Source organism: Salinimicrobium oceani, assembly GCF_012037645.1.
Genome location: NZ_JAAVJR010000003.1, coordinates 47,088 through 67,154, shown reverse-complemented (window position 1 = coordinate 67,154; position 20,067 = coordinate 47,088). Strand labels below are relative to the sequence as shown.

The window sequence follows — 20,067 nt, the reverse complement described above, 5'->3', positions numbered from 1 at the left end:
AAGTCATTTAATTGAGCCATTCTTTGAACTCCTTTACTCTTTCCCTGCTTACAATGATCTGTTCTCCTTTAAAAGCTTCCAGTTTGATTTCCAGCCTTTGATTTGAATAGGTGATAATATCCTGAAGGCACTTCAGGTGAACAATGAATTTCCTATTCACTCTAAAAAAGGAAGCAGGATCCAGTTCTGGTTCCAGTTTGTCCAGGCTGCCGTCAAGGAGATAGCTTCGGCCGTCAAGGGTATAAAGGTAGGTGCCTTTATTTTCTGAATAGAAGCAACACACCTCATCTATAGACAGGAGCTTGAGGTGTTGGCCTACTGGAATGGTAAATCGTTTCCTGTATTCTTTGGGTAAATTGAGCAGGGATTTAAGGAGGTGAAGGTCGGGCATTTCATTTTCGGCAGCTCTCCTGGACCTGAATTTCGAAACAGCAGCTTCAAGTTCCTCATCATCTATTGGCTTCAGAAGATAATCAACACTGTTGAGCTTGAATGCCTGCAACGCATATTCATCGTAGGCAGTGGTGAAAATTACTGGACTACTCACTTTTACCTCTTCAAAAATTCCGAAGGACAAGCCATCACTTAACTGGATATCAAGAAAGATAAGCTCGGGGGAAGGATGTGTTGAGAACCATGCTATTGCCTCCTCAACTGTGTGCAAAACTACCTGTACCTGCACATCGATCTTTTCCAGCATACGCTGTAATCTTCGTGCAGCCGGCTTCTCATCTTCTATGACTACTGAATTTATCATGTTTCAAAAAAGGTATTTTTCAAATGCTTTTATTCCCAGCTGTTACGCCTGTCCTTTTCCATTAGTTCTTTAATTTTTCGCTCCTCCCATTCCCTTCCAAAGATAATATTTGGCATGAATACCCCTGCTGCATGAGCCACAAGACCTATTCCCCAGAAGAAGGCTGTAAAATAGTTACTTATGTCCTTTAATCCGTTGATAAAGCCTTCATTCCAGGTGTAAACAATTAACAGCAGGATATTGATCACCAGGTAAACCGACAGGTGGCCGTAAAATCCTTTTAGGGCCTTTACTTTTTTGACAGCTCTTTTATATTCGAGACTCTCGTTTTGATAAGCTTGTTCTAGTTCCATGATTTGCTTTTTTGTTGTTCTTTTTCCATGATCTCACGAATCTTCTTTTCTTCCCAGCGTGCTCCGTATCCGAAAACGGAGAAACCGTGAAGGGTCACTCCCAGTCCCCATCCTAACATGGGAAACCAAAACCACTGGAAGCCCCAGTAAGTGCGGTAATTGATGAAGATCAACAGCGGGATGACCGTACAGTAGGAAATGAGATTTCCGTAGAATTCTTTCATCTCCTTAACTCGTGCCTTAGCTTTGAAATAAGCATTGTCTTCATGCATTTTTTCAGTTTTCATAATTGTTATTTGTTTGGTTAATATTGGAATCTTTACTGCAAAACTATCAGCCTCCTGCGCTATCATTACCTTTCTTTGTGTGACCAGGGCGTATCGATCTATGATGTTCTGTAAACCTACCCCGTTCCTCTTTTGCAGTACCTCTTTTTTCTGCAGATTGTTTTTGATCACCAGGAAGCCATCTTCTTCATAAAGAGAAATTCTAAGGGGCCTTGACTCGCTTACCACATTGTGCTTAATGGTATTCTCAAGCAGGAGCTGAAGCGAAAGCGGAACAACTTTAGCTTCAGAAAGAGAAGGTTGTTTTGGAGCCTCGAAAAAAATACTGTTCTCAAACCGCATTTTTAGGAGGTTCATATAGGTCGATGCAAAATTTAATTCTTCTTCAAGGCTTACCAGTTCCTTATTTTTTTGTTCCAGCACATATCTGTAGATCTTCGAAAGAGAGGTGGTAAATTTCTGGGCCATATCTGGATTTTCCTCGATAAGACTACTTAGAACATTAAGGCTGTTGAACAGGAAGTGTGGATCCAGCTGATTCTTGAGACTTTCGAACCTGGCAGAGGCATTGCTTGCGATGATCTTCTGCTCTGCCACTCTCTTTTCCTGAAGTGCCTTGTAGAAATAAATGAGATGGAAAACCAGGGAAACCAGAACTGTAAAAAGAAGAGGAAAGAGGTAGTATCGCAGTTTTTCGTTTTCCAGGAAGTGGCTTAGACTATATCCCTGGAAAAGGATTTGGTCTACGAGTCGGCAGCCAAAGTACCCAATGAGGGTGAGTACTATAGATCCTGAGGCAGCCAGAAGGATTCTTTTCATACCTGCATTGTCCCACCCAAATCTTTGATTGAAAAAGCTGAAGTAAGCCGCATTGATAAGAGTAAGCACAAAAGAATAGAAAAAGAAAGTGCCCCAGAACCTCCCGCTGGTGAGTTGTGTCATTCCCAAAAATCCGAAAACAAAGTTGATGAGCACCACAATGACACAAATGAGAATAGAGATGCGAATTACTTTTAAGAAGAATTTCATTTTCAGGAACTTACTTTGTTGCTAATTTCTGTTTCTTTTTCGGGATAAAAAAGCTTATTGAATTCTTGTCCCGCAGGTTTGATCGAAACCTGGATTTCGTCGATTTTCAAATCTGATGGACACCTGGAGCGTGCGTTCGTTTTCCCGCAGGAGCATGCAGCCTTCTTTTTCAGCCATTGCCAATTTATCAAATGTGCTATCGGCTGCCGGAGGTTTTTCAGCTTTCCTTTGCGAATAGGTCCGGGGCTGAGTAGCCGCAGAGGAAGATGGAGCATGAACATTTGTGGGAGACTGGAGGTCCACAAGCAGGTAAAAAATAAATACTATCATAATTTCCCCTTTTTGGAAGGTTAGAATATCATGATCCAAAGTTGTTATTTTAACTGGCAGGGAAGAATTTAAATTGACTGAACTGTCAATTTCAGAAGATGAATTGTAAAATTTTTAGCAAAAAGATGATTTCAGAAATGGTAAGCAAGATCTCTGCTGTAGTTTTTCAGCTAAATCCTGAAAAAGTAGGGGAAGGGGTATAGGGAAATCAGCCGATAATGGAGGTTATCGGGAAGAGAGCCGATATTTAGAATGCAGATCTATAGGGGAAAAAGCGCGTATAGGAATACAGCAAAAAAGATAAAAACTCCCAAAACGAGTTGAGCTCTGAAAAAAAAGCTATCCCAATTGATCTGAGATAAATAGCTTTGAAAATCTTCTTTTTCCCTCCACATTTTTTTTGCTGTCCTCATCATCTTCAGTTTTAAAATTTCCGTTTATCAGTACTCCTTATCTTTTAGACGTTGCATTACGCGACTTGTTTCAACTACTATCTCAGTTTAACTCAAAATTATAATTTCAACCAGGGGAACCGCTAAGGCCAAAGCTCTCACTGCAGAACCCAGACTACAAAAGCGGCTATTCCCATAGAGAGAATGGCAGCAAAAATGAACACTACCTTTGAAAATAACCAGTCCCAGTTAATTTGGTAGGTGTAAGAATTCAAGATCTCTTTTCTTCCGAACAGTCTTTCTCTTAAATGCATGCCTGTTTTTTTAAAGGTCCTGTAGCTCTATGGCAATTACAGTTCCAAAAAGAATTTGGTTGCCGCAAAAGCAGCGTTAATTCTTCAGGATTGCGACAAAATTTGCCGATCAAATATGAATATTTCGCAATGTAATTGCCGCCGTGTAAGGCTTTTCCGTCTTTATGCTTTCTGAAGGATCGGGTCATGAAGATCCAGAAAAGCTGCAGCATATATATTATTCACGGATTCATGTGCATTGTAGAAAGTTGTACATAAATTCTACAATTATTGTAGAAAACAAAAACTCCCGATGCATCCGGGAGTTTCCTTATTTAATATTTCTGATCAATTATTCGCGGGTTAAAAGCTGCGGAACCTTATCCAGATACATTTTCTGATATCCAATTTTGTCCATGCCGCTTTCTCCTACAACTCTGAAGTTTTCTTCAGCACGTTTCTCCTGCTCACTTTTCTTTTGCTGAGGTTTACCAAGAATGTGATTAATTGCAGCTCTCAGCATAGGCTCTTCTCTATCTCCCAAAGTCCCGAGGTTACTAATGCTTTCAGATAGTTCTACATCTGGAGCCAGGCCATTTACATAATCAGATTTTCCGGCAGCATTTGCAGATTTAAGCACTAGTGGCTGTAAAGCATAGGTGTGGTTCTTGTTAATGCCATCCTTACTAAAGTCTTCGCTATCATATAAGGTGACTGAAGCCTGGAATTTTCCAGTTGTTGTTTCTCCCACCTGTACCACGTCAATATAAGGTTCCAGCCCGTTTATGATCAATTCACTGGCAGAGGCTGTACTTCCTGTGGTAAGTACATATACTTTGGAAAGATTCAGACTGTTGATGTTGGCGCCTGTTCTTATCGTGGTATTGAAGCGGTTAATGATCCTTTCTGGGTCATTTTCTTCGAAGTATTTCTGATAGGTGTCATTCCATTGCTCTTTCATAAAGATCTGCCCGTTGAACTGGCCGGTGATCATACTGGCAAGGTCAACCGCAGAATCTACCGAGCCGCCACCATTATATCTCAAGTCGAGTACAAGCTCTGTAATACCTTCGCTTTTTAATTGCGCAAAAGCCTCATTCAACTCAGAATCATAGTTCGCAATAAAGCTGTTGTACATGAGATATCCAACTTTCCTACCTTCTACTTCCAGCACCTTTACCAGGTGTACAGGATTTGCAGCATAGGAGGTATGGGTAAGCGTCACAGTTTTATCGGTAAGTTTTAAGGTGCCGTCTTCCACGTAGCCAATATTGATGGTGAAGGTATCATTATCGAGCAGAGAGGAAAAGTTGTCTAAAGTGAGTTTTTGTCCATTGACCTCAGTAAACACGGTTCCTCGGGTAAGGCCAGCTTCTGCAGCCGAAGTTCCGGGGATGACGTATTGCAGGAATGCAAACAGGTTGTTGGAACCGCTTATACGCCCTAAACCAAATTTCATTCCCGCTGTACTGCTACTTATTCCGTTGAAGCTGTCTTCCAGCTCCTTATAGTTGTCGGTAATAAAACTGAACCTGTCTTGAGAGGATAGCAGCTTTTCAAACAATTGCTCGGGAGAAGAAAAAGATTTCAGGAAATCATTCTTTTCTGCAGTATTATCAAAATAGGTGTCGGCCAGAACAGGTACGTCAGCTTTATACAAGTAGATCTCGTTAAGACCTTCATAAATGAAATCTTCCACTTCAAGGTCTGCAACCTCTGTAGTTCCTTCTACAGGATTTTCAGGGCTGAGGTTTTGTTCATGTATTTCATCATCTTTTGAACACGAGGTCCATATCAGGGCAAACAGCACAGCTGTCCAGAGGGGCATTTTCTTGATCATCATTTTAGCAATTTTGGGAACTGAAGCACTAATTCTTCAGATGTGGTTATGCACTTATATATGCATCAACTGTGCCATAATCAATTAGTTAGTGTTTGTTGGAGAAAAGAGAATGTGCAGAAGTTTTCAGAAGGAATTTCTGGGGGCTGCAACTTTAGTTCTCTGGAAGATCTTTTTTTTCCTTTGCTCTTTCTTTTGCCTCGGTTTTTTTAACCTGCTTCCGAAGCTTAATGACCGTAAAAATGATCACGGCTATGACCACGATACTCGTAACGATCGCATAGCCAAGCGCAGAATTTAAAACGAATGAGCTCATGTCTCTAAAATAGCAAAAAACCTAGACTTTATATTTTAAGAAATTGTATAAGATCCCAATACTTATGGCCAGAGAAAAACTGAGCAGCGTTCCAATGAGCACGTATTCTGTGAGTTTACGATCTTTCGCTCTGCTTAGGTCACTAAAACGCAGAATCGACTTAGCTGCAATGAGCCATCCAATGGCGGCCCATTGCCCCAGCGCAATAAATGCAAATACCAGCAGCCTTTCAAGCATGCCAATATATTTCCCGGCGAGTGGGAGTGAATCTTCTGGTTGATCTTCGGGTAAAATCCAGCGACTCATTAACATGCGCATTAAAATTGCTGAAACCGTGGTTGCCATTACTATGCAGGTAAGCACAAGAAGAATTTCAGGAGAAAAAATCCAGTTGAATTCGAGGCTGAAGGGATGATAAAAGTAGACTACCGCAGCGATCATAAGAAGATGGGCAACCTGGTCTAAAATGAACAGCCAGCCACGATGCATCTTACGTTCCAGAAGTAGTTTAAGGAGATCGATTACATAATGGGAGCAGAGGAGAATGAGAAAACCTTTCCAGTAGGTTAGGTTGAACTGAAGCAGAATGAGGAGGGCAGCAGCATGCACAGCCAGGTGTTTGTATAAGGAGGCCGAGCGGTATTTATTCTTCCTTTTCTCGGCCACCCATTGATCTGGTTGAAACAGGAAATCGCCCAGAATATGAGCAAGTACAAGTTTAATTGCAAATTCGATCATAGTACAGACATTTGTTTGCGATAGAAATCATCCAGGTTCCTGATCTCCTCGAAGCCACCTCGCTTGAGCGCTTCACTCAAGCTGCTTTGTGACCTTTTGAGAATGCTGCCAATCTCTGTCTGACTCTTACCAGGATGTTCTATAAAGGTAAGGATGGTCGCAGCTACCGTTGGGCTCCAGGTATTTGCTGTGAGTAAGGCAAGACTGAACATTAGGTTGAGGGGTTCATCTACCTGGGGCTTTCCGGTCTGTATTCCGAGGTTCTGTTTTTTCAGAGCTTCAAAACTGGAGCCCGATCTAACGAAGGCAGTACCATTTGATTCACTGATCTTGTCAGCCTTGTGATCCTGCTCCCCAACCCCAATGCCCATGCGCACATCCAGATCCTTATTCTGCTTAATTGCTGCCTTTATGTGAATTGCCGTCAAAAACGCATTTTTGGGTGCTGTGATAAGCTGAAAGCTATCTCCCCGAAAAATTTCCCATTTCTCGGGACTTTTACCATAATGCTGTAATACCTTTTTCAGCGTTGGCAGCCACAAGGCAGGTTTTTCTGTTCTCGAATTGATGATATCTCCTGTAATAACTGCAATCATATTTGATACTTAAAGGACCAATATCGGTCTTTTTCCCGATATACACTAATATCGGATATTTATCCGATAATTTACTAATGAAAAGATGGACTTCCTAAAATAATGAGATCACCAGGAGGTTCTTCTAACTTGCAATGTGAAAAATCTCATCTGTGTCCCCGCCTCAAAGTGAAACCTCTTATATTAGCAGCAAAAATTAGAAAAGATGTCAAAGACAAAAATCACGGTGAACAATTATGGCTCTCTAATCATTGACGGAGACTTCGAGATAGTTGATAAAAATGGCAATACCTATCATCTTGGTGGGAGAGAACGTGTTACACTATGTCGCTGCGGACTTTCAAAGAACAAACCTTTTTGCGACGGTTCTCACCGTGGACATTTTGAACATGAAGCCATAGCATTTGATCTTCCTCCCAAGCCTTAAGCTCTTTCCCTTTTTCTCTTTTTAGAACTTGTAATTTTACTGAAAGAGCAGGAGGTGAGCTGCAGTAGGAATTTCTCAAAAACAGGAAACTCTGGAAATATGAGGCTTCAAAAATGTCAAAAATTCAACTCTTTTTTAGACAGAGAATGACTCGGAGTAAAGGAAGAAATATTTCTTTCTTCCTTTACTTTTCCAGTCTTTTAAGCCCTTTTATGATCTTCTGAAATTCGGTTATCACTTCCTCCTTTTTTCTCCTTAGCTCATCATCTTCAGAATTATTGTCTTCCAAAAATGATCTAAAATCATTGATCTTCCTTGCCAGGGCGTTTGCCTGCAGGTAATGTACAGACGTGGTATTCTTATGTACAAGATCTGAAAGGGCTTCCAGGTCTTTTGCATTAGCCGCAGCAGAAAATTCTGTTCTATAAAGTTCCATCGCCTTCACCGAATTAACAATGAGCTTTTGAAGGATGATCTCATTATTCCCGGCAATTTTTTCGTAGCGGGAAATTTCAAAAGGCGGCGGTTCAGCTTCAGTTTTTAATTTATCAATTGCATCTTGTAAGGCCTTTTTGATCTCTTCAAAAAGGGGATTTTTCACGTCCCTTTCCGTACCCAGTTCCAGGTCTGATATTAACTTTTGCAGGTTTTTACTAAGATATTTTAGATTGGTCAATTCAAAAACTACCTTCGATTTATGTTCCAGGTCTTTAAGCTTTTGTACATCATTCTCCTGTACTCCCTGAATGAAGGTCGCTTTGTATTCTTCCAGCTGCTGTACAATGAGCTTTTTCAATTCCTCTCTTTCCCCTAGCTCTTCAGCAGAAAGATCTTTGAAGGGAGAAGGCTGCTGCTCTTCTTCGACAGGTCTCGAAAGCTGAAGCAGGATCTTTTTCTTAAGGTCCAGAGGTTCGAATGGCTTTGTTAGTAGTCCGTCAAATCTCGAGCGTTTTCCAGGATGTTCCAGTTCGTGATTTTTGTCGGCCGTTAGCGCCAGGACAGGGACATTAGCATAACCTGGCAATTTTCTTATTTGCAGGGTGGATTCATATCCATCCATGACCGGCATGCGAATGTCCATGAGCACCATATCATACCGTTTGGCAGCGGCCATTTCTACGGCTTCTTTTCCATTGATCGCTTCATCGGGCTGCAGCTGCCACCAGTTCTGGAGAAACTGAATGATGATCTTCCTGTTGATCTCCACGTCTTCAACCAAAAGGATCTTGAGATCCCGAAGATCCTGATGACTAGGCGAATCTTCGGAAAGCGCAGGGATCTCTTCTTTTACTTCTGCTTTTTTGACTGCAAGGCTAAAATAGAATCGGGATCCATGAGCCGGAGTACTTTCCACTTTTATTTTACTATCCATCAATTCGAGCAGAAGCCTGGTAATACTCAAACCAAGGCCGGTGCCACCATACTGGCGAACTGTCGAACTTTCGGCCTGGGCGAACTTTTCGAAAATGTGCTCCAGTTTTTCACTGGAAATCCCAATTCCCGTATCCTTTACCTCAAAGTTTAGCCAGTAGGTATCATGCTGTTGTTCCTCCAGGTTAACATTGATCACCACTTTGCCACGGGAAGTAAATTTCACAGCATTGCTTACAAGATTGTGGAGCACCTGTGACAGCTTAAGCTGATCTGCTGAAATTCTTGCAGGTATTCTGTCATCAAAATTTACCTCCAGTTCTGTTTGCTGATGATCGGCTATAGGCTGATGCGCCTGTTTCAGGTTCATGAGAAGTCCGGGAAGATCAAAATCGGTCATGGTAACTTCTGCTTTCCCTGCTTCCAGCTTACTGAAGTCGAGAATATCATTGATGAGCGCCAAAAGATTCTTTGCAGAAAAACTTAAGGAGTTGAGATTCTCCTTTTGATCTTCCCGCGGATTTTTATCAAGCAATAAATTGGTAAGGCCAATTACAGCATTTAATGGAGTACGAATCTCGTGACTCATGGTAGAGAGGAAATCTTCCTTGGCGCGAGAAGCTTCTTCTGCCTCTTCCTTAGCAAAGATAAGGGCTTCTTCTGCCTGCTTCTGGTCGTGAATATCAATGTTCATTCCCGTCCATTTCGTCACCTTGCCATCTATATCGAAAATGGGAACTGCCTTAACGCTAGTCCATCGAGCTTCACCGGTTGCACTTATCAACCTGTATTCCATGTCCAGCTTTGTCTTTGTGGCTGTGGCTTCTTTCCAGGCTCTTTCAGCAAAAGCCCTGTCCTCTTCATATACAGCATTTAGCCAGCCTTCTCCTTCCCATTCTTCATTACTCTGGCCGGTAAAGGCGCGCCAGGAGGTGCTGTCCTTTATGATCTTTCCATCTGGTTCTGTTTCCCAAACGGCAAGGGCTGAGGCCTCAACCAGATTCCTGAAACGTTGTTCACTTTCCCGCAGTGACTTCTCTGCCTGTGCCTTTTCTATTGCAGTCCATATCTGTTCACAAACTTCTTCTACCAGTGCTACTTCTTTGGAATTCCACTTCCGCGGGCTGCTGTGCTGCACAGATATTACTGCTACGAGCTGGCTGTTTCTCCTTAACGGAACTATAACTGCAGCTTTGACCTGGGAGGAATTTATCTGTTCTCTCGCCTGCTCATTTTCCTTATAGGTCTCATACAAATCTTCGATAACCACAGTTTCTCCTCTTTGCAGTTGTTCCAGAAGCTCGGGACTAAAATCTGAGATCTTCTTTTTTCCAACCAGGGGATCAAGTTCCTTATGGAAGCCTTCTTTTTCCAGGATCGTATCTTCATCCTCAAACATGCCTATAAAGTAAGCCATGTCCACCTCGAGGTGCTGCCCCAAAAATCGCATGGCAGTGTCCTTGATCTTGACAGGATCTTCGAGAGGGCGAATAGCTTCGTTGAGGTTTAGTAAAAAGGTCTTTCGTTCTTCGGCTTCCTTACGTTCTGTAATATCTTTAAAGATAAGCGCCACATGCTGCTCATTGGGCGAATCTATTCTAAAAGCATTTACATCAAACCATCTTCCAAGCGCTTCGGCATAATCTTCAAAGCGAATTGCATTTCCAGTACGTGCAACCTCCCCGTAGATTCTTTTCCAGTAATCCTCAATATCGGGGACTAACTCATTGATGCTTCGGCCCAGAACATCTTTCAACCCCGTTTGTTCCTCAAAAACAGGATTGGTAGCAAGATATTTGTAATCGACGCAGGCACCTGTCTCATCTCGAATGATCTCAATGATACAGAATCCTTCATCCATGGAGTTAATGATCTTTCTGTATTTATCTGTAGCTTTCTGGGTGAGTTCCTCCTTTAGCTGGATTACTTCTTTCTCAGCGATCTTGCGTTCAGTAATATCTTCAGCAGTAGCCAGCAACAGGTCGTTCAATTTGACTGCCCTGAAGTGGAACCAGCTCTGAAAACCGTCTCCATCATACCACACTTCAAAATCTGCAGACTCTCCTGTCTTCATCGTTGTTTTAAAGTGCCCCATGATCCCGGTGGTGATCACATGAGGATATAATTCTGAAAGGCGTTTTCCTGTTACATCTGAAGGAATTTCAAGTACCCGCTGGTTGAATGCATTTACCATCAGGAATTCAAAATCCTGTGGTTCTCCCTTGTCATCAAAAATGGTATTGTAGAGGATAATGGAACTAGGCGAGGCATCAAATACCGATTGTAGCAGAGCCCGGCTTTCCTTTAACTGCTGCGCCTGGATCTTGACTTCTTCAAGCGAGGTTTTAAGCATTTCACTTTCAGAAACAAGTCCTTTTACGGTATTGTTTTCCTGGAGCACATCTGTAACATCAATGACCCGGTGAATAATGTATTCCACCTGCCCTTTAGCATTTATTACAGGAGTGTTGGTAGGGCTCCAGTATTTTTCTATGAATGCTCCACTCTTATCCCGCACATCATAATGCTGGATAGGCATGCGATGCCTTTGTTTAGTAGCCAGAACTTTCTTTAAGGAAGCGTGAAGATTCCGAACTCCGGAAGCATCGGGAAGTTCAGGGTTATCGGGAAAGGCGTCAAAAAGGTATTTTCCGATGATATCTTTCCTGCTGGTTTGTGTCACCTCGATATATGCATCACTAGCCATCTCGATGTGGAGATCACGGGAAAGGACCAGGTAAGCATCTGGTGCGTTTTGCAGAACTTCCAGAAGTTCCCTACTGCGATTTTCACTGCGTTCGATCTCTTTTTGAGCTGCCATTCGGCTTGTAACGTCCTGTACAAGTCCAATCAGCTTTTTTAATTCTCCCCTGGAATTTAAGATGGTTTTGCCATGAACCTCCAGGTAGCGAATACTGCCATCCTTGTGAAAGATCCTGCGCTTATAGACATATGTGGATTTCTTTTTGATCGCTCTGGTGATCGTCTTTTTGACAAGAGCAACATCTTCTGGATGCGTTCTCTTGTCGATCCATTCCAGGGAAGGAACAAAAGACTGCGGCTTCTCACCAAAGAGGAGGAAAAGTCCATCAGAAAAGAATACGGTATTGTTAATAATATCTACTTCATAGCTCCCTGTTCCTGCCAGGGCCTCTGTAGCATGCATCAGTTTCTCAACCCTCTTTTTTTCCTTTTCTGCTCTTACCCTTTCGGTAATGTCCTGCATTGTGCCATAGACCCTTTGAGGCACATCATTCTGATCTTTAATAAGTGCAGCCCTGCGATGTACATGTCTAATTGTCTTATCGGGCCGCACTATACGGGTAATGGTATCAAAAGCTTGTCCTGTGGAATGCGTCTTTTCTACTGCAGTTAGAAGAGTTTGACGGTCATCTGGATGTACAAAAGAATAGAAGTCCTCAACAGTAAGGCCCTCAGGTTTTGGATCTATTCCCAGGATGTGATAAAATTCTTCAGAGCAGATCATTATGTTCCCGGGCAACTTGCGCTCAAAGCTCCCTATATGCCCAATTTTCTGCGCATTTTCCAAACGCCGGTGTTCTTCCCTGAGTCTTTCCTCTCCAATCTTTTGCTCATGTATGTTCTGGGCAGTTCCCAGCACATGAGAGACTGCTCCACGTTCATCTTGCGTAAAGATCTTTTCCTTGATCCTGTACCATTCCCATTTCCCTCCGTCTGCAAGCAGTCGCACTTCAACTTCACATTCTTCTTCTTCGGCCAGCGATTGACAGCGGGTGAGATTTTGCATACGCAGATCGTAGTCATCGGGATGAATGAAATGACGAAAAATGTCTGGCTTATAATTGAGGAAATATTCTGCGTCATGGCCAAATAATTCCTTGACCTTCCTGCTCACAAAAACAATTTTTTGTTTCCTCAGGTCAATGACAAAAAATATATTCGGGCTTAGATTAACTACCTTCTGAAGGAGCTCTAATTTCTCTTTTACATTCTTGTCCCGTAGGTCCTCTGCGGGTTTATCTGCGTCTGCCATTAAGGTCTCTAGTTATTAAATGCAATCTTGAGGGAAGCCCGTACATTTCGTAGCGCACGTCTTATTTAGTAGGTCTTGTGCTATAAACCCTCGATCGCTGAAGGATATTTATAAATTCTTCTTTGCGTGAAATATAAGGAAAAAGAACAAAAAAAATACTGCCTCCAAAGGCAGGAGAGAAAATTTAAGACTTATTTATGCTATGTAGCTGTTAACACCAGGCCTCAGCTTTTTTTCCTGTTGAAATTCTTTGTTCCTTCCTTCAAGAACCAGAAGTCATCAATTATGTGAGGACTTTTTGTAACTTCATGCAAAATTAAGAGTCTATTAATGATATACTTAAGAATAATAACCAAACACCATCATCTTATGAGGAAAATTATGATATTGTTTCTGCTTTTGATCGGTACCGCTTCGGGGATCGCGCAGCAAAGCAATGGCGTCAATGAATTTAAAGTTCCTGTTGAGTATTACAAGCTTGACAACGGGTTAAAAGTGATCCTCTCTCAGGATACTACTGCACCTACAGCTATTGTCGCTGTTTATTACAACATTGGTTTCAGGATCGAACCTAAAGACCGCACGGGTTTTGCTCACCTGTTTGAGCATATGATGTTCCAGGGATCGCAAAATCTCGGAAAAATGGAATTCATTAAGCTTGTGCAGGAGAACGGCGGAGTTTTAAATGGTTCTACCCGCTTTGACTTTACTAATTACTTTGAGATCGTGCCGGCTAATAAGCTTGAAACTATGTTATGGGCCGAAGCCGACAGAATGCGGGGCCTGGACATTACCCAGGAAAACCTTACCAACCAACAAGGCGTGGTTAAAAATGAGGTGAAAGTAAATGTGCTCAACCAACCCTACGGCGGTTTCCCGTGGTTAGATATGCCACAGTATGCAAATACCAACTGGTATAACGCTCACAACTTTTATGGAGATCTTGAAGATCTTGACGCCGCAACTCTTGAAGATGTTGAAAGCTTTTTTGATACCTATTATTCGCCCAATAATGCAGCACTTGCAGTAGTGGGAGATTTTGATATGGCGCAGGCAAAGGAATGGATCAGCAAATATTTTGGCGACATTCCGGCGGTAGATCTTCCGAAGACGCCCGATATTTCGGAGCCTAGACAGGAGAAGGAGAAACAATTCGTAAAAAAGGACTCTCTTGCAAACAAACCTGCAATTGCAATTGCTTACCATATGCCGAAGCGGAATACGGCCGAATATTATGCCATGGGCCTGCTCAACCAGATCCTGGTACAGGGAGACAATGCCTTGTTGCAAAAGAAACTGGTAGATCAACTTGGGTACACCTCCAATGTTAGCGGTGGTATAAATTACCTCGGAAACATGTTCAATTACAATGGGCCCATGCAGTTCATGTTCGATTTCACCTATGATAATGAGACCTCAAAGGAACAGGTGATCGCTGCGGTAGATGAGGTGATGAATGAGCTTAAGATCACGCCTGAAATGTTGCAGAATGCCATGGTCAAAATGCGGTCGCAGCTTTACGATGAACTGGGTGGCACCTTTGGCCTCGGGCGGGCCGACCTGCTAGCTACTTTTGCCCTTTTTGATGACAATCCTGCCAGGATCAATGAGCTGGAACAGGAATTCAAAAAAGTCACTCCAGAGATCATGAACAAGACCGTAAAGGAATACCTTCGGAAATCTAACAGGACTATCCTCACTGTAAATCCACTTCTGGCTAACAACGAAAAATCAAACTAATGAAGACAGCATTTTATACAATTCTGATGGCCCTTTTCATGGTTTTACCTGGAAAGGCGCAAGATAAGGAGACTCCCCCTCAGGGAGGAGAACCAAAGGATTTTAAACTTCCAGAGAAGGAAGTGATCAATTACGATAATGGACTGCGGCTGGTGCTGGTTCCCTATGGCAGTATTCCAAAGGCTACAATTAGCATGACCCTTAAAACCGGCAACATAAACGAAGGTAAAGAAGAAGTGTGGCTGGCAGATCTTTTGGCAGATCTCATGGAAGAAGGTACGAATAAGGACTATTCCGTAAAGGAGAGGCTTTCTGGAATGGGAGGGAATCTTTATATAGGGGTTGGCACCCACACTACTTCCCTAAATACCAGTGTGCTTTCAGAATTCGCTCCCGAGGCTGTAGGCATTCTAAGCGATGTGCTGGTAGATCCAAAACTGCCTGAAAGCGAAATTGAACGTCTTAAAAAAGATATGAATCGCAATCTTACTGTTTCCCTTTCCCGACCCGGCACCCAGGCAAGAAAGGAATTCTTTGCACAAATATATCCAGATCATCCCTACGGAAGGCAATACCCAACTTCCGAGCAGGTCAACTCATATGATCTGACAGATGTCAAAGGTTTTTACGACAGGAACTTCGGTGCGCAACGCACAACGGTGTACGTAGTAGGTCAGTTCGATGCAGAGCAGGTAAAAAGTGCAGTGGAACAAAAGCTGAGCACCTGGAGAAAAGGACCAGAGGCCAGTTATCCAACTGCGAAACCAGAAACAAATGGCGTTGTAAAGATCATTGACAGACCAGGGGCGCCACAATCTACCATCATGTATGGCTTGCCTGTTGTAGATCCTTCCCATAAGGATTACATAGCACTTGATGTGATGAATTCCCTTTTGGGCGGCTCATTTGGATCGCGCATCACGAGCAATATTAGGGAAGATAAAGGTTATACCTATTCCCCCAGCAGTGCCCTGGCTGCCAACTATAAGACAGGTCTCTGGTATGAAAATGCCGATGTCACCACAGAGTTTACCGGCGCCTCAATAGAAGAGATCAACAAGGAAATTAGACGCTTGCAAACAGAAGCTCCTGCAAACGAAGAGCTACAGGGCATCAAAAACTACGAATCGGGCATTTATGTGTTGCAGAATTCCACTCCCGGCGGAATCATAGGGCAGCTCACCTTCCTTGATATTCATAACCTTCCGGAGTCCTTCCTGGTAGATCAGGTGAAGAATATCAACGAGGTAAGCCCTCAGCAGATTCAGGAAATGGCTAAGAAATACATTCAGCCAGAAAAAATGACGCTCATAGTAGTAGGTGATAAGGAGAAGATCAAGGATCAAGTGAATGAAACCATAAAAACTCCCGCAGAAATTAAGCAGTAAGAAACCCATTTTTGAGAGGAAAGTCCGGCGCAAGTCGGACTTTTTTTTTGCGCTTTAATTTCAATTTCCAAAGCATAGGTCGTGTGGAGACATGACATATATCATTCTTTTCCTGCTAGAAGAGATCTACCTTTAATACGCTGATCTTAAACGAATATTCAAAAGTTTGAGGCAGCTCAGATGATAGAAAGAAAAGGTGGGATGGGGAAAACCAAGGGAGAAAACTGGGAGAAAAATTCAATTCATATGCTAATGCTATAGTTATGCAAATCAAAAAGAATCCGAAAGCAGATCTGGGAAAGAACAGCATGATCTTTTTCCAGATTGGATTGATCATCATGCTTGGTCTCACCTATTTCTCATTGGAATGGAAATTTTACGACAATGGAGATCTGGATACTGAGGAAGTACAAATTTCAGCTTTTGAGCAGGAAGATGTACCAATCACACAGCTCAATACGCCACCACCACCGCCACCGCCGCCACCACCACCTATGCCCGAGGTTATCGAAGTAGTGGAAGATAAACTGGAGGTAGAGGAGACAAAGATACGTTCTACAGAAAGTAACCAGGATCAAAAGATCGAGATCGTAGAAGTGGCAGAGATCCAGTATGAAGAGGAGGAGGAGGAAATTGATAAGATCCCGTTTATGATAGTGCAGCAAATTCCTTTATTTCCAGGATGTGAAAAAATTCAGCAAAAGGAGGAGCAAAAGAAATGCATGTCGGGTAAAATAGATGCACATGTGAAACGTCATTTCAATACGAGAATAAGCGAGGAGCTTGGACTTACCGGAATGAACAGGATCTACGTGGTATTTAAAATAAACGAACGAGGAGATGTTGCCGATATCAGGGCGAGAGGACCGAATAAAAGACTGGAGGAAGAGGCGACACGGGTAGTTCGTTTACTGCCAAAAATGATCCCCGGCAGGCAGAGAGATAAACCTGTATCTGTTGAATATTCCCTGCCCATTATGTATGAAATAAGAGAGCAGATCTGAGCCTAAGCTGACCGAAAATAAACTGACAAAAAACGGACTAAAGCTTTAAGCTGGCTCTAAAACCTCTGGCCGCATAATAAGATTGGGCGCCATTGTGGTAGATAAATACATGATCAAAGCGGCGGTCGCCGAAGAGCGCACCCCCAAGAGACCTTATGGCTGGCGGAGTCTTAAGCCAGCTGGAGGTTTTGGTATCGAATTCCTCCAGACTTTGCAAATGACGGTATTCCTCTTCAGAAAGAAGAGCTATGCCCATGGCTGTGGCCATATCTACAGCCGTGTTCTCGGGCTTATGAGCTTTGCGCGATTCAAGACCCTCCCTGTCATAGCAAACACTTCTGCGGCCAGTGGGGCTTTCAGCTGAGCAGTCAAAAAAGGTAATTTCTTCCGAAGTTTTTCCAATCTGTACCACATCGGGCTCTCCGCCTGTACTTTCCATTTCAAAAAGTGAAACAAGTTGCTGCCCTGTAGCAGATTCCAATTTGTGTGCTACTTCCTCCCATGAAGTTTGAGGATGGCGGTGCATGTTATCGTGGAATCGCAGCTGCAGCGTCTTTATGAGTGCACCAGATTGTTGTGAGGTTAGTTCCTTTGTCTTCATGGCTCCTATAAATTAATTCGCTCTTTTTCTTTAAAACAGGAAGAATTACCCTTTAAGCTTCTTCCAGATCTTTCCTGCTGCTTTGATGAGCCCCAGCACTATAAAACCTACTAATAAACCAATGAGAAACTCGACCAGGATGCCGGGAAGATTTTCAAACAAGCCATGGAAGAAGTGGATGTTGTGAACAAAGATGCCTCCAGAAACCAGCAGGAGTGCTATAGTTCCAATGACCGAGAGGCTCTTGATCACTTTAGGCAGCGCAGCTACAAGAAAATTTCCAATCTTGTCTGAGATCGTATTTTTTTCATCATTAAGGTTGATCAGCTTTGCGCCAAATTCGTCCATTCTCACAATAAGTGCCACGAGACCATAAACACCCACCGTAGCCACCAGGGCAATAAGAGAGACCACGAGCACCTGGTTGAGGAGTGGCTCGTTCTCAACACTTCCAAGAGCGATGATGACGATCTCTACAGAAAGAATAAAATCTGTAACGATAGCCGATTTGATCTTTTCTTTTTCCAGGCTCAAAACTTCTGCTTCAGAAATTTCCTCGAGTTGAGGTGCAGGGCCTTCATGAGCATGGGGAAAGAAGAATTCATAGATCTTTTCGGCTCCCTCGTATGCCAGGTAAAGTCCGCCAATAATGAGAATGACAGTAACGGCAGAAGGAATAAACGCACTTAGAAGGAATGCCAGCGGTAAGATGATGAGCTTATTGAAAAAAGACCCTTTGGTGATCGCCCACAATACAGGTAATTCGCGAGAGGACATAAAGCCCGATGCTTTTTCGGCATTTACCGCAAGGTCATCCCCAAGAATACCCGCGGTCTTTTTCCCGGCGACCTTTCCCATCACCGCTACATCATCCATTAAAGTTGCAATATCATCAAGAAGGGCAAAAAAACCTGAAGCCATAGTAGTTTTTAAAAATTTGAAAGACCAAGATAAGCGTAATTCCTAAATCGCATCAAGCAATTCTCAAAAAATGAAAGTTCCAGGAGACCGAAAGCGCATCCTGCTGTTTTCTTAACCAATAACTGGACGATAAAAATAAAGACCCTTCAGAAAGGCATTTTTGGAAGGTCTTTGATGGAGCTTCAGCCAAATAAAAAAAAATGTAAATAAAACTTGACATTTTGAAAAATTCTACTACTTTTGTGTAAATAAAACTTTACAAAACGTAAAATAAGCTTAACTATGAAAGATCAAACACAAAGATGGGAAGACAGGACCAGGAAGAATACCCGGCAGCTTGGTTTATGGACAGGAGCATGGGTTTTAACTACAGCCATTGCTGCCTTTGGACCAAAATTCCTTTGGAATGAAAACACAGTACTCTCTGCTTTAGCGATCCTGCTTACTGTGGTTGTGGGAATTGGAATGGTATTTATGAACAGAAAGTACATCAATGCTCTTGATGAAATGCAGAGAAAGGTAACTATGGATGCCATGGCTATTGCCCTTGGAATCGCAGTTGTTGTGGGGCTGGCCTATTCCATGCTCGATGTGACCAATGTGATAGCCTTTGATGCTGAGATCTCTCACCTGGTGATCCTCATTGGAATTACTTATCTGGCAGGTGTTGTGATAGGAAATTCCAGGTACAAATGAAGAACAGGATCAAAGTTTTACGTGCCGAACACAATATGACTCAGGCGCAGCTGGCCGATGTAGTGGAAGTATCGAGACAAACCATCAACGCTATTGAAAAGGGTAAATTCGATCCCAGTTTACCTCTTGCCTTCAGGATCTCCCGCTTATTCAAAATGTCTATAGAAGAGATCTTTGAGGCGGAATAAATTCTGTAGAAAAAACTATACCGCAGTTGCTGCCAATGTCACTTCATATGGAAAAGCAAAAGTACTCACTTCCATTCCCGACAGCCAGTTATTCCTGTCCTCCTTTTTGAGGACCACAGGCATACGTTTTTTGATGTTGTGGATCCTGCTCATAAGTTCATTAGCTTCGGTAGTGATGATGGTGTAAGAATTCACAACTTCCTGAGATGCAGGATCTTTCCAGGTGGAGTAGATGCCTGCAAATGCGAACACCTCCTGGTCTTCGGGAGCCATCAGGAATTTTTGTTTTTCCTTTCCCTTGGCATCCAGCCATTGCCATTCATAATAGCCATTGGCAAGAATAAGACAGCGATTCCCAACCACATTTCTGAAGGCTGGTTTCTCTGTTAGAGTTTCTATTTTCGCATTCAGGGTCATTTTCTTGATCTTATCATCCTTTGCCCAGAACGGAACGAGCCCCCACTGCAAAAAATCAATTTCTCCCCGATTCTCATCCAGAATGACAGGGGTTTTCTGAAAATCGAAAGCGTTGATCTCTCTCATAGGAAGGTAAGCTTCTGGCTCAATGAAACTTGCATCAAAAGATTTTTCGATCTGGCTGAGCCTGCTGTTGAGTTTGGTTCTATAGCACATGGCTGGAAAAATTTGTGAGCATAATTTAGGGAATTCGCAGGAGAGTCATGCTGAAAAAGACTTCTGCGTTTGAAAAATCCATGGGAGACCAACTTCAGCCGTTCCATTGGGAGAACTGGATCTTCAGCTGAAAAAAAAATTATATTATTAAA

At 42.7% G+C, this 20,067-nt stretch carries 19 protein-coding genes; 6 read left to right on the top strand and 13 right to left on the bottom strand.

The features are described 5' to 3' along the window. Positions 1-7: 7 nt before the first annotated feature. The 9 genes from HC175_RS06090 to HC175_RS06050 all read right to left on the bottom strand — a co-directional run bounded on the left by HC175_RS06090 (position 8) and on the right by HC175_RS06050 (position 6,931). The gene (locus tag HC175_RS06090; protein ID WP_168137934.1) at positions 8-754 is read right to left on the bottom strand and encodes a LytR/AlgR family response regulator transcription factor; all 747 of its coding nucleotides are present in this window, start codon (positions 752-754) and stop codon (positions 8-10) included. A 32-nt stretch (positions 755-786) separates the two neighbouring features. Continuing rightward, the gene (locus HC175_RS06085; RefSeq protein ID WP_168137605.1) at positions 787-1,110 is read right to left on the bottom strand and encodes a 2TM domain-containing protein; all 324 of its coding nucleotides are present in this window, start codon (positions 1,108-1,110) and stop codon (positions 787-789) included. Next, entirely contained in the window at positions 1,101-2,426 is a 1,326-nt protein-coding gene (locus HC175_RS06080) for a 2TM domain-containing protein (protein ID WP_168137604.1), read from the bottom strand. The genes HC175_RS06085 and HC175_RS06080 overlap by 10 nt, the downstream gene beginning before the upstream one ends. A gap of 54 nt (positions 2,427-2,480) precedes the next feature. Next, positions 2,481-2,756, bottom strand: a complete 276-nt coding sequence (locus tag HC175_RS06075) for a hypothetical protein (RefSeq protein WP_168137603.1) — start codon at positions 2,754-2,756, stop codon at positions 2,481-2,483. A 550-nt stretch (positions 2,757-3,306) separates the two neighbouring features. Beyond that, complete coding sequence (locus tag HC175_RS06070; RefSeq protein WP_168137602.1) at positions 3,307-3,462, bottom strand: hypothetical protein; 156 nt, start codon at positions 3,460-3,462, stop codon at positions 3,307-3,309. A gap of 331 nt (positions 3,463-3,793) precedes the next feature. Then, positions 3,794-5,284: a S41 family peptidase gene (locus HC175_RS06065; protein ID WP_168137601.1), complete on the bottom strand. Its 1,491-nt coding sequence runs from the start codon at positions 5,282-5,284 to the stop codon at positions 3,794-3,796. 151 nt (positions 5,285-5,435) lie between these two features. After that, complete coding sequence (locus HC175_RS06060; protein WP_168137600.1) at positions 5,436-5,597, bottom strand: hypothetical protein; 162 nt, start codon at positions 5,595-5,597, stop codon at positions 5,436-5,438. Positions 5,598-5,618: 21 nt separating this feature from the next. Further along, a complete protein-coding gene (locus HC175_RS06055) occupies positions 5,619-6,335 on the bottom strand; it encodes a DUF3307 domain-containing protein (RefSeq protein WP_168137599.1) in 717 nt (238 codons plus the stop codon). After that, positions 6,332-6,931: a transcriptional regulator gene (locus HC175_RS06050; protein ID WP_168137598.1), complete on the bottom strand. Its 600-nt coding sequence runs from the start codon at positions 6,929-6,931 to the stop codon at positions 6,332-6,334. The genes HC175_RS06055 and HC175_RS06050 overlap by 4 nt, the downstream gene beginning before the upstream one ends. Positions 6,932-7,136: 205 nt before the next feature. Here HC175_RS06050 and HC175_RS06045 point away from each other — a divergent pair, with 205 nt between their 5' ends. Then, positions 7,137-7,358, top strand: a complete 222-nt coding sequence (locus HC175_RS06045; protein WP_168137597.1) for a CDGSH iron-sulfur domain-containing protein — start codon at positions 7,137-7,139, stop codon at positions 7,356-7,358. 184 nt (positions 7,359-7,542) lie between these two features. Here HC175_RS06045 and HC175_RS06040 read toward each other — a convergent pair whose 3' ends face one another. Beyond that, positions 7,543-12,744 carry a PAS domain-containing protein gene (locus tag HC175_RS06040; RefSeq protein WP_168137596.1) on the bottom strand — a complete coding sequence of 1,734 codons (5,202 nt, stop codon included), beginning with the start codon at positions 12,742-12,744 and terminating at the stop codon, positions 7,543-7,545. Positions 12,745-13,125: 381 nt separating this feature from the next. On the opposite strand from HC175_RS06040, the gene HC175_RS06035 reads away from it, so the two are divergent. The 3 genes from HC175_RS06035 (at position 13,126) to HC175_RS06025 (ending at position 16,876) form a co-directional block, all read left to right on the top strand. After that, on the top strand, positions 13,126-14,484 hold the full coding sequence (locus HC175_RS06035; protein ID WP_235942536.1) for a M16 family metallopeptidase: 1,359 nt from the start codon (positions 13,126-13,128) through the stop codon (positions 14,482-14,484). Beyond that, positions 14,484-15,872, top strand: a complete 1,389-nt coding sequence (locus HC175_RS06030; protein WP_168137594.1) for a M16 family metallopeptidase — start codon at positions 14,484-14,486, stop codon at positions 15,870-15,872. The genes HC175_RS06035 and HC175_RS06030 overlap by 1 nt, the downstream gene beginning before the upstream one ends. A 263-nt stretch (positions 15,873-16,135) precedes the next feature. Further along, a complete protein-coding gene (locus tag HC175_RS06025) occupies positions 16,136-16,876 on the top strand; it encodes an energy transducer TonB (RefSeq protein WP_168137593.1) in 741 nt (246 codons plus the stop codon). Between the two features lie 37 nt (positions 16,877-16,913). Here HC175_RS06025 and HC175_RS06020 read toward each other — a convergent pair whose 3' ends face one another. Continuing rightward, positions 16,914-17,477 carry a DUF4256 domain-containing protein gene (locus tag HC175_RS06020; protein ID WP_168137592.1) on the bottom strand — a complete coding sequence of 188 codons (564 nt, stop codon included), beginning with the start codon at positions 17,475-17,477 and terminating at the stop codon, positions 16,914-16,916. Positions 17,478-17,522: 45 nt separating this feature from the next. Beyond that, on the bottom strand, positions 17,523-18,398 hold the full coding sequence (locus HC175_RS06015) for a DUF808 domain-containing protein (RefSeq protein WP_168137591.1): 876 nt from the start codon (positions 18,396-18,398) through the stop codon (positions 17,523-17,525). A gap of 282 nt (positions 18,399-18,680) precedes the next feature. On the opposite strand from HC175_RS06015, the gene HC175_RS06010 reads away from it, so the two are divergent. Both HC175_RS06010 and HC175_RS06005 read left to right on the top strand, forming a co-directional pair. Beyond that, positions 18,681-19,094: an MFS transporter gene (locus HC175_RS06010; RefSeq protein WP_168137590.1), complete on the top strand. Its 414-nt coding sequence runs from the start codon at positions 18,681-18,683 to the stop codon at positions 19,092-19,094. After that, entirely contained in the window at positions 19,091-19,282 is a 192-nt protein-coding gene (locus HC175_RS06005; protein WP_168137589.1) for a helix-turn-helix transcriptional regulator, read from the top strand. The genes HC175_RS06010 and HC175_RS06005 overlap by 4 nt, the downstream gene beginning before the upstream one ends. Positions 19,283-19,297: 15 nt before the next feature. Here the strand turns inward: HC175_RS06005 and HC175_RS06000 are convergent, their stop codons facing one another. After that, positions 19,298-19,915, bottom strand: a complete 618-nt coding sequence (locus HC175_RS06000) for an SOS response-associated peptidase (protein ID WP_168137588.1) — start codon at positions 19,913-19,915, stop codon at positions 19,298-19,300. Positions 19,916-20,067 lie beyond the last annotated feature (152 nt).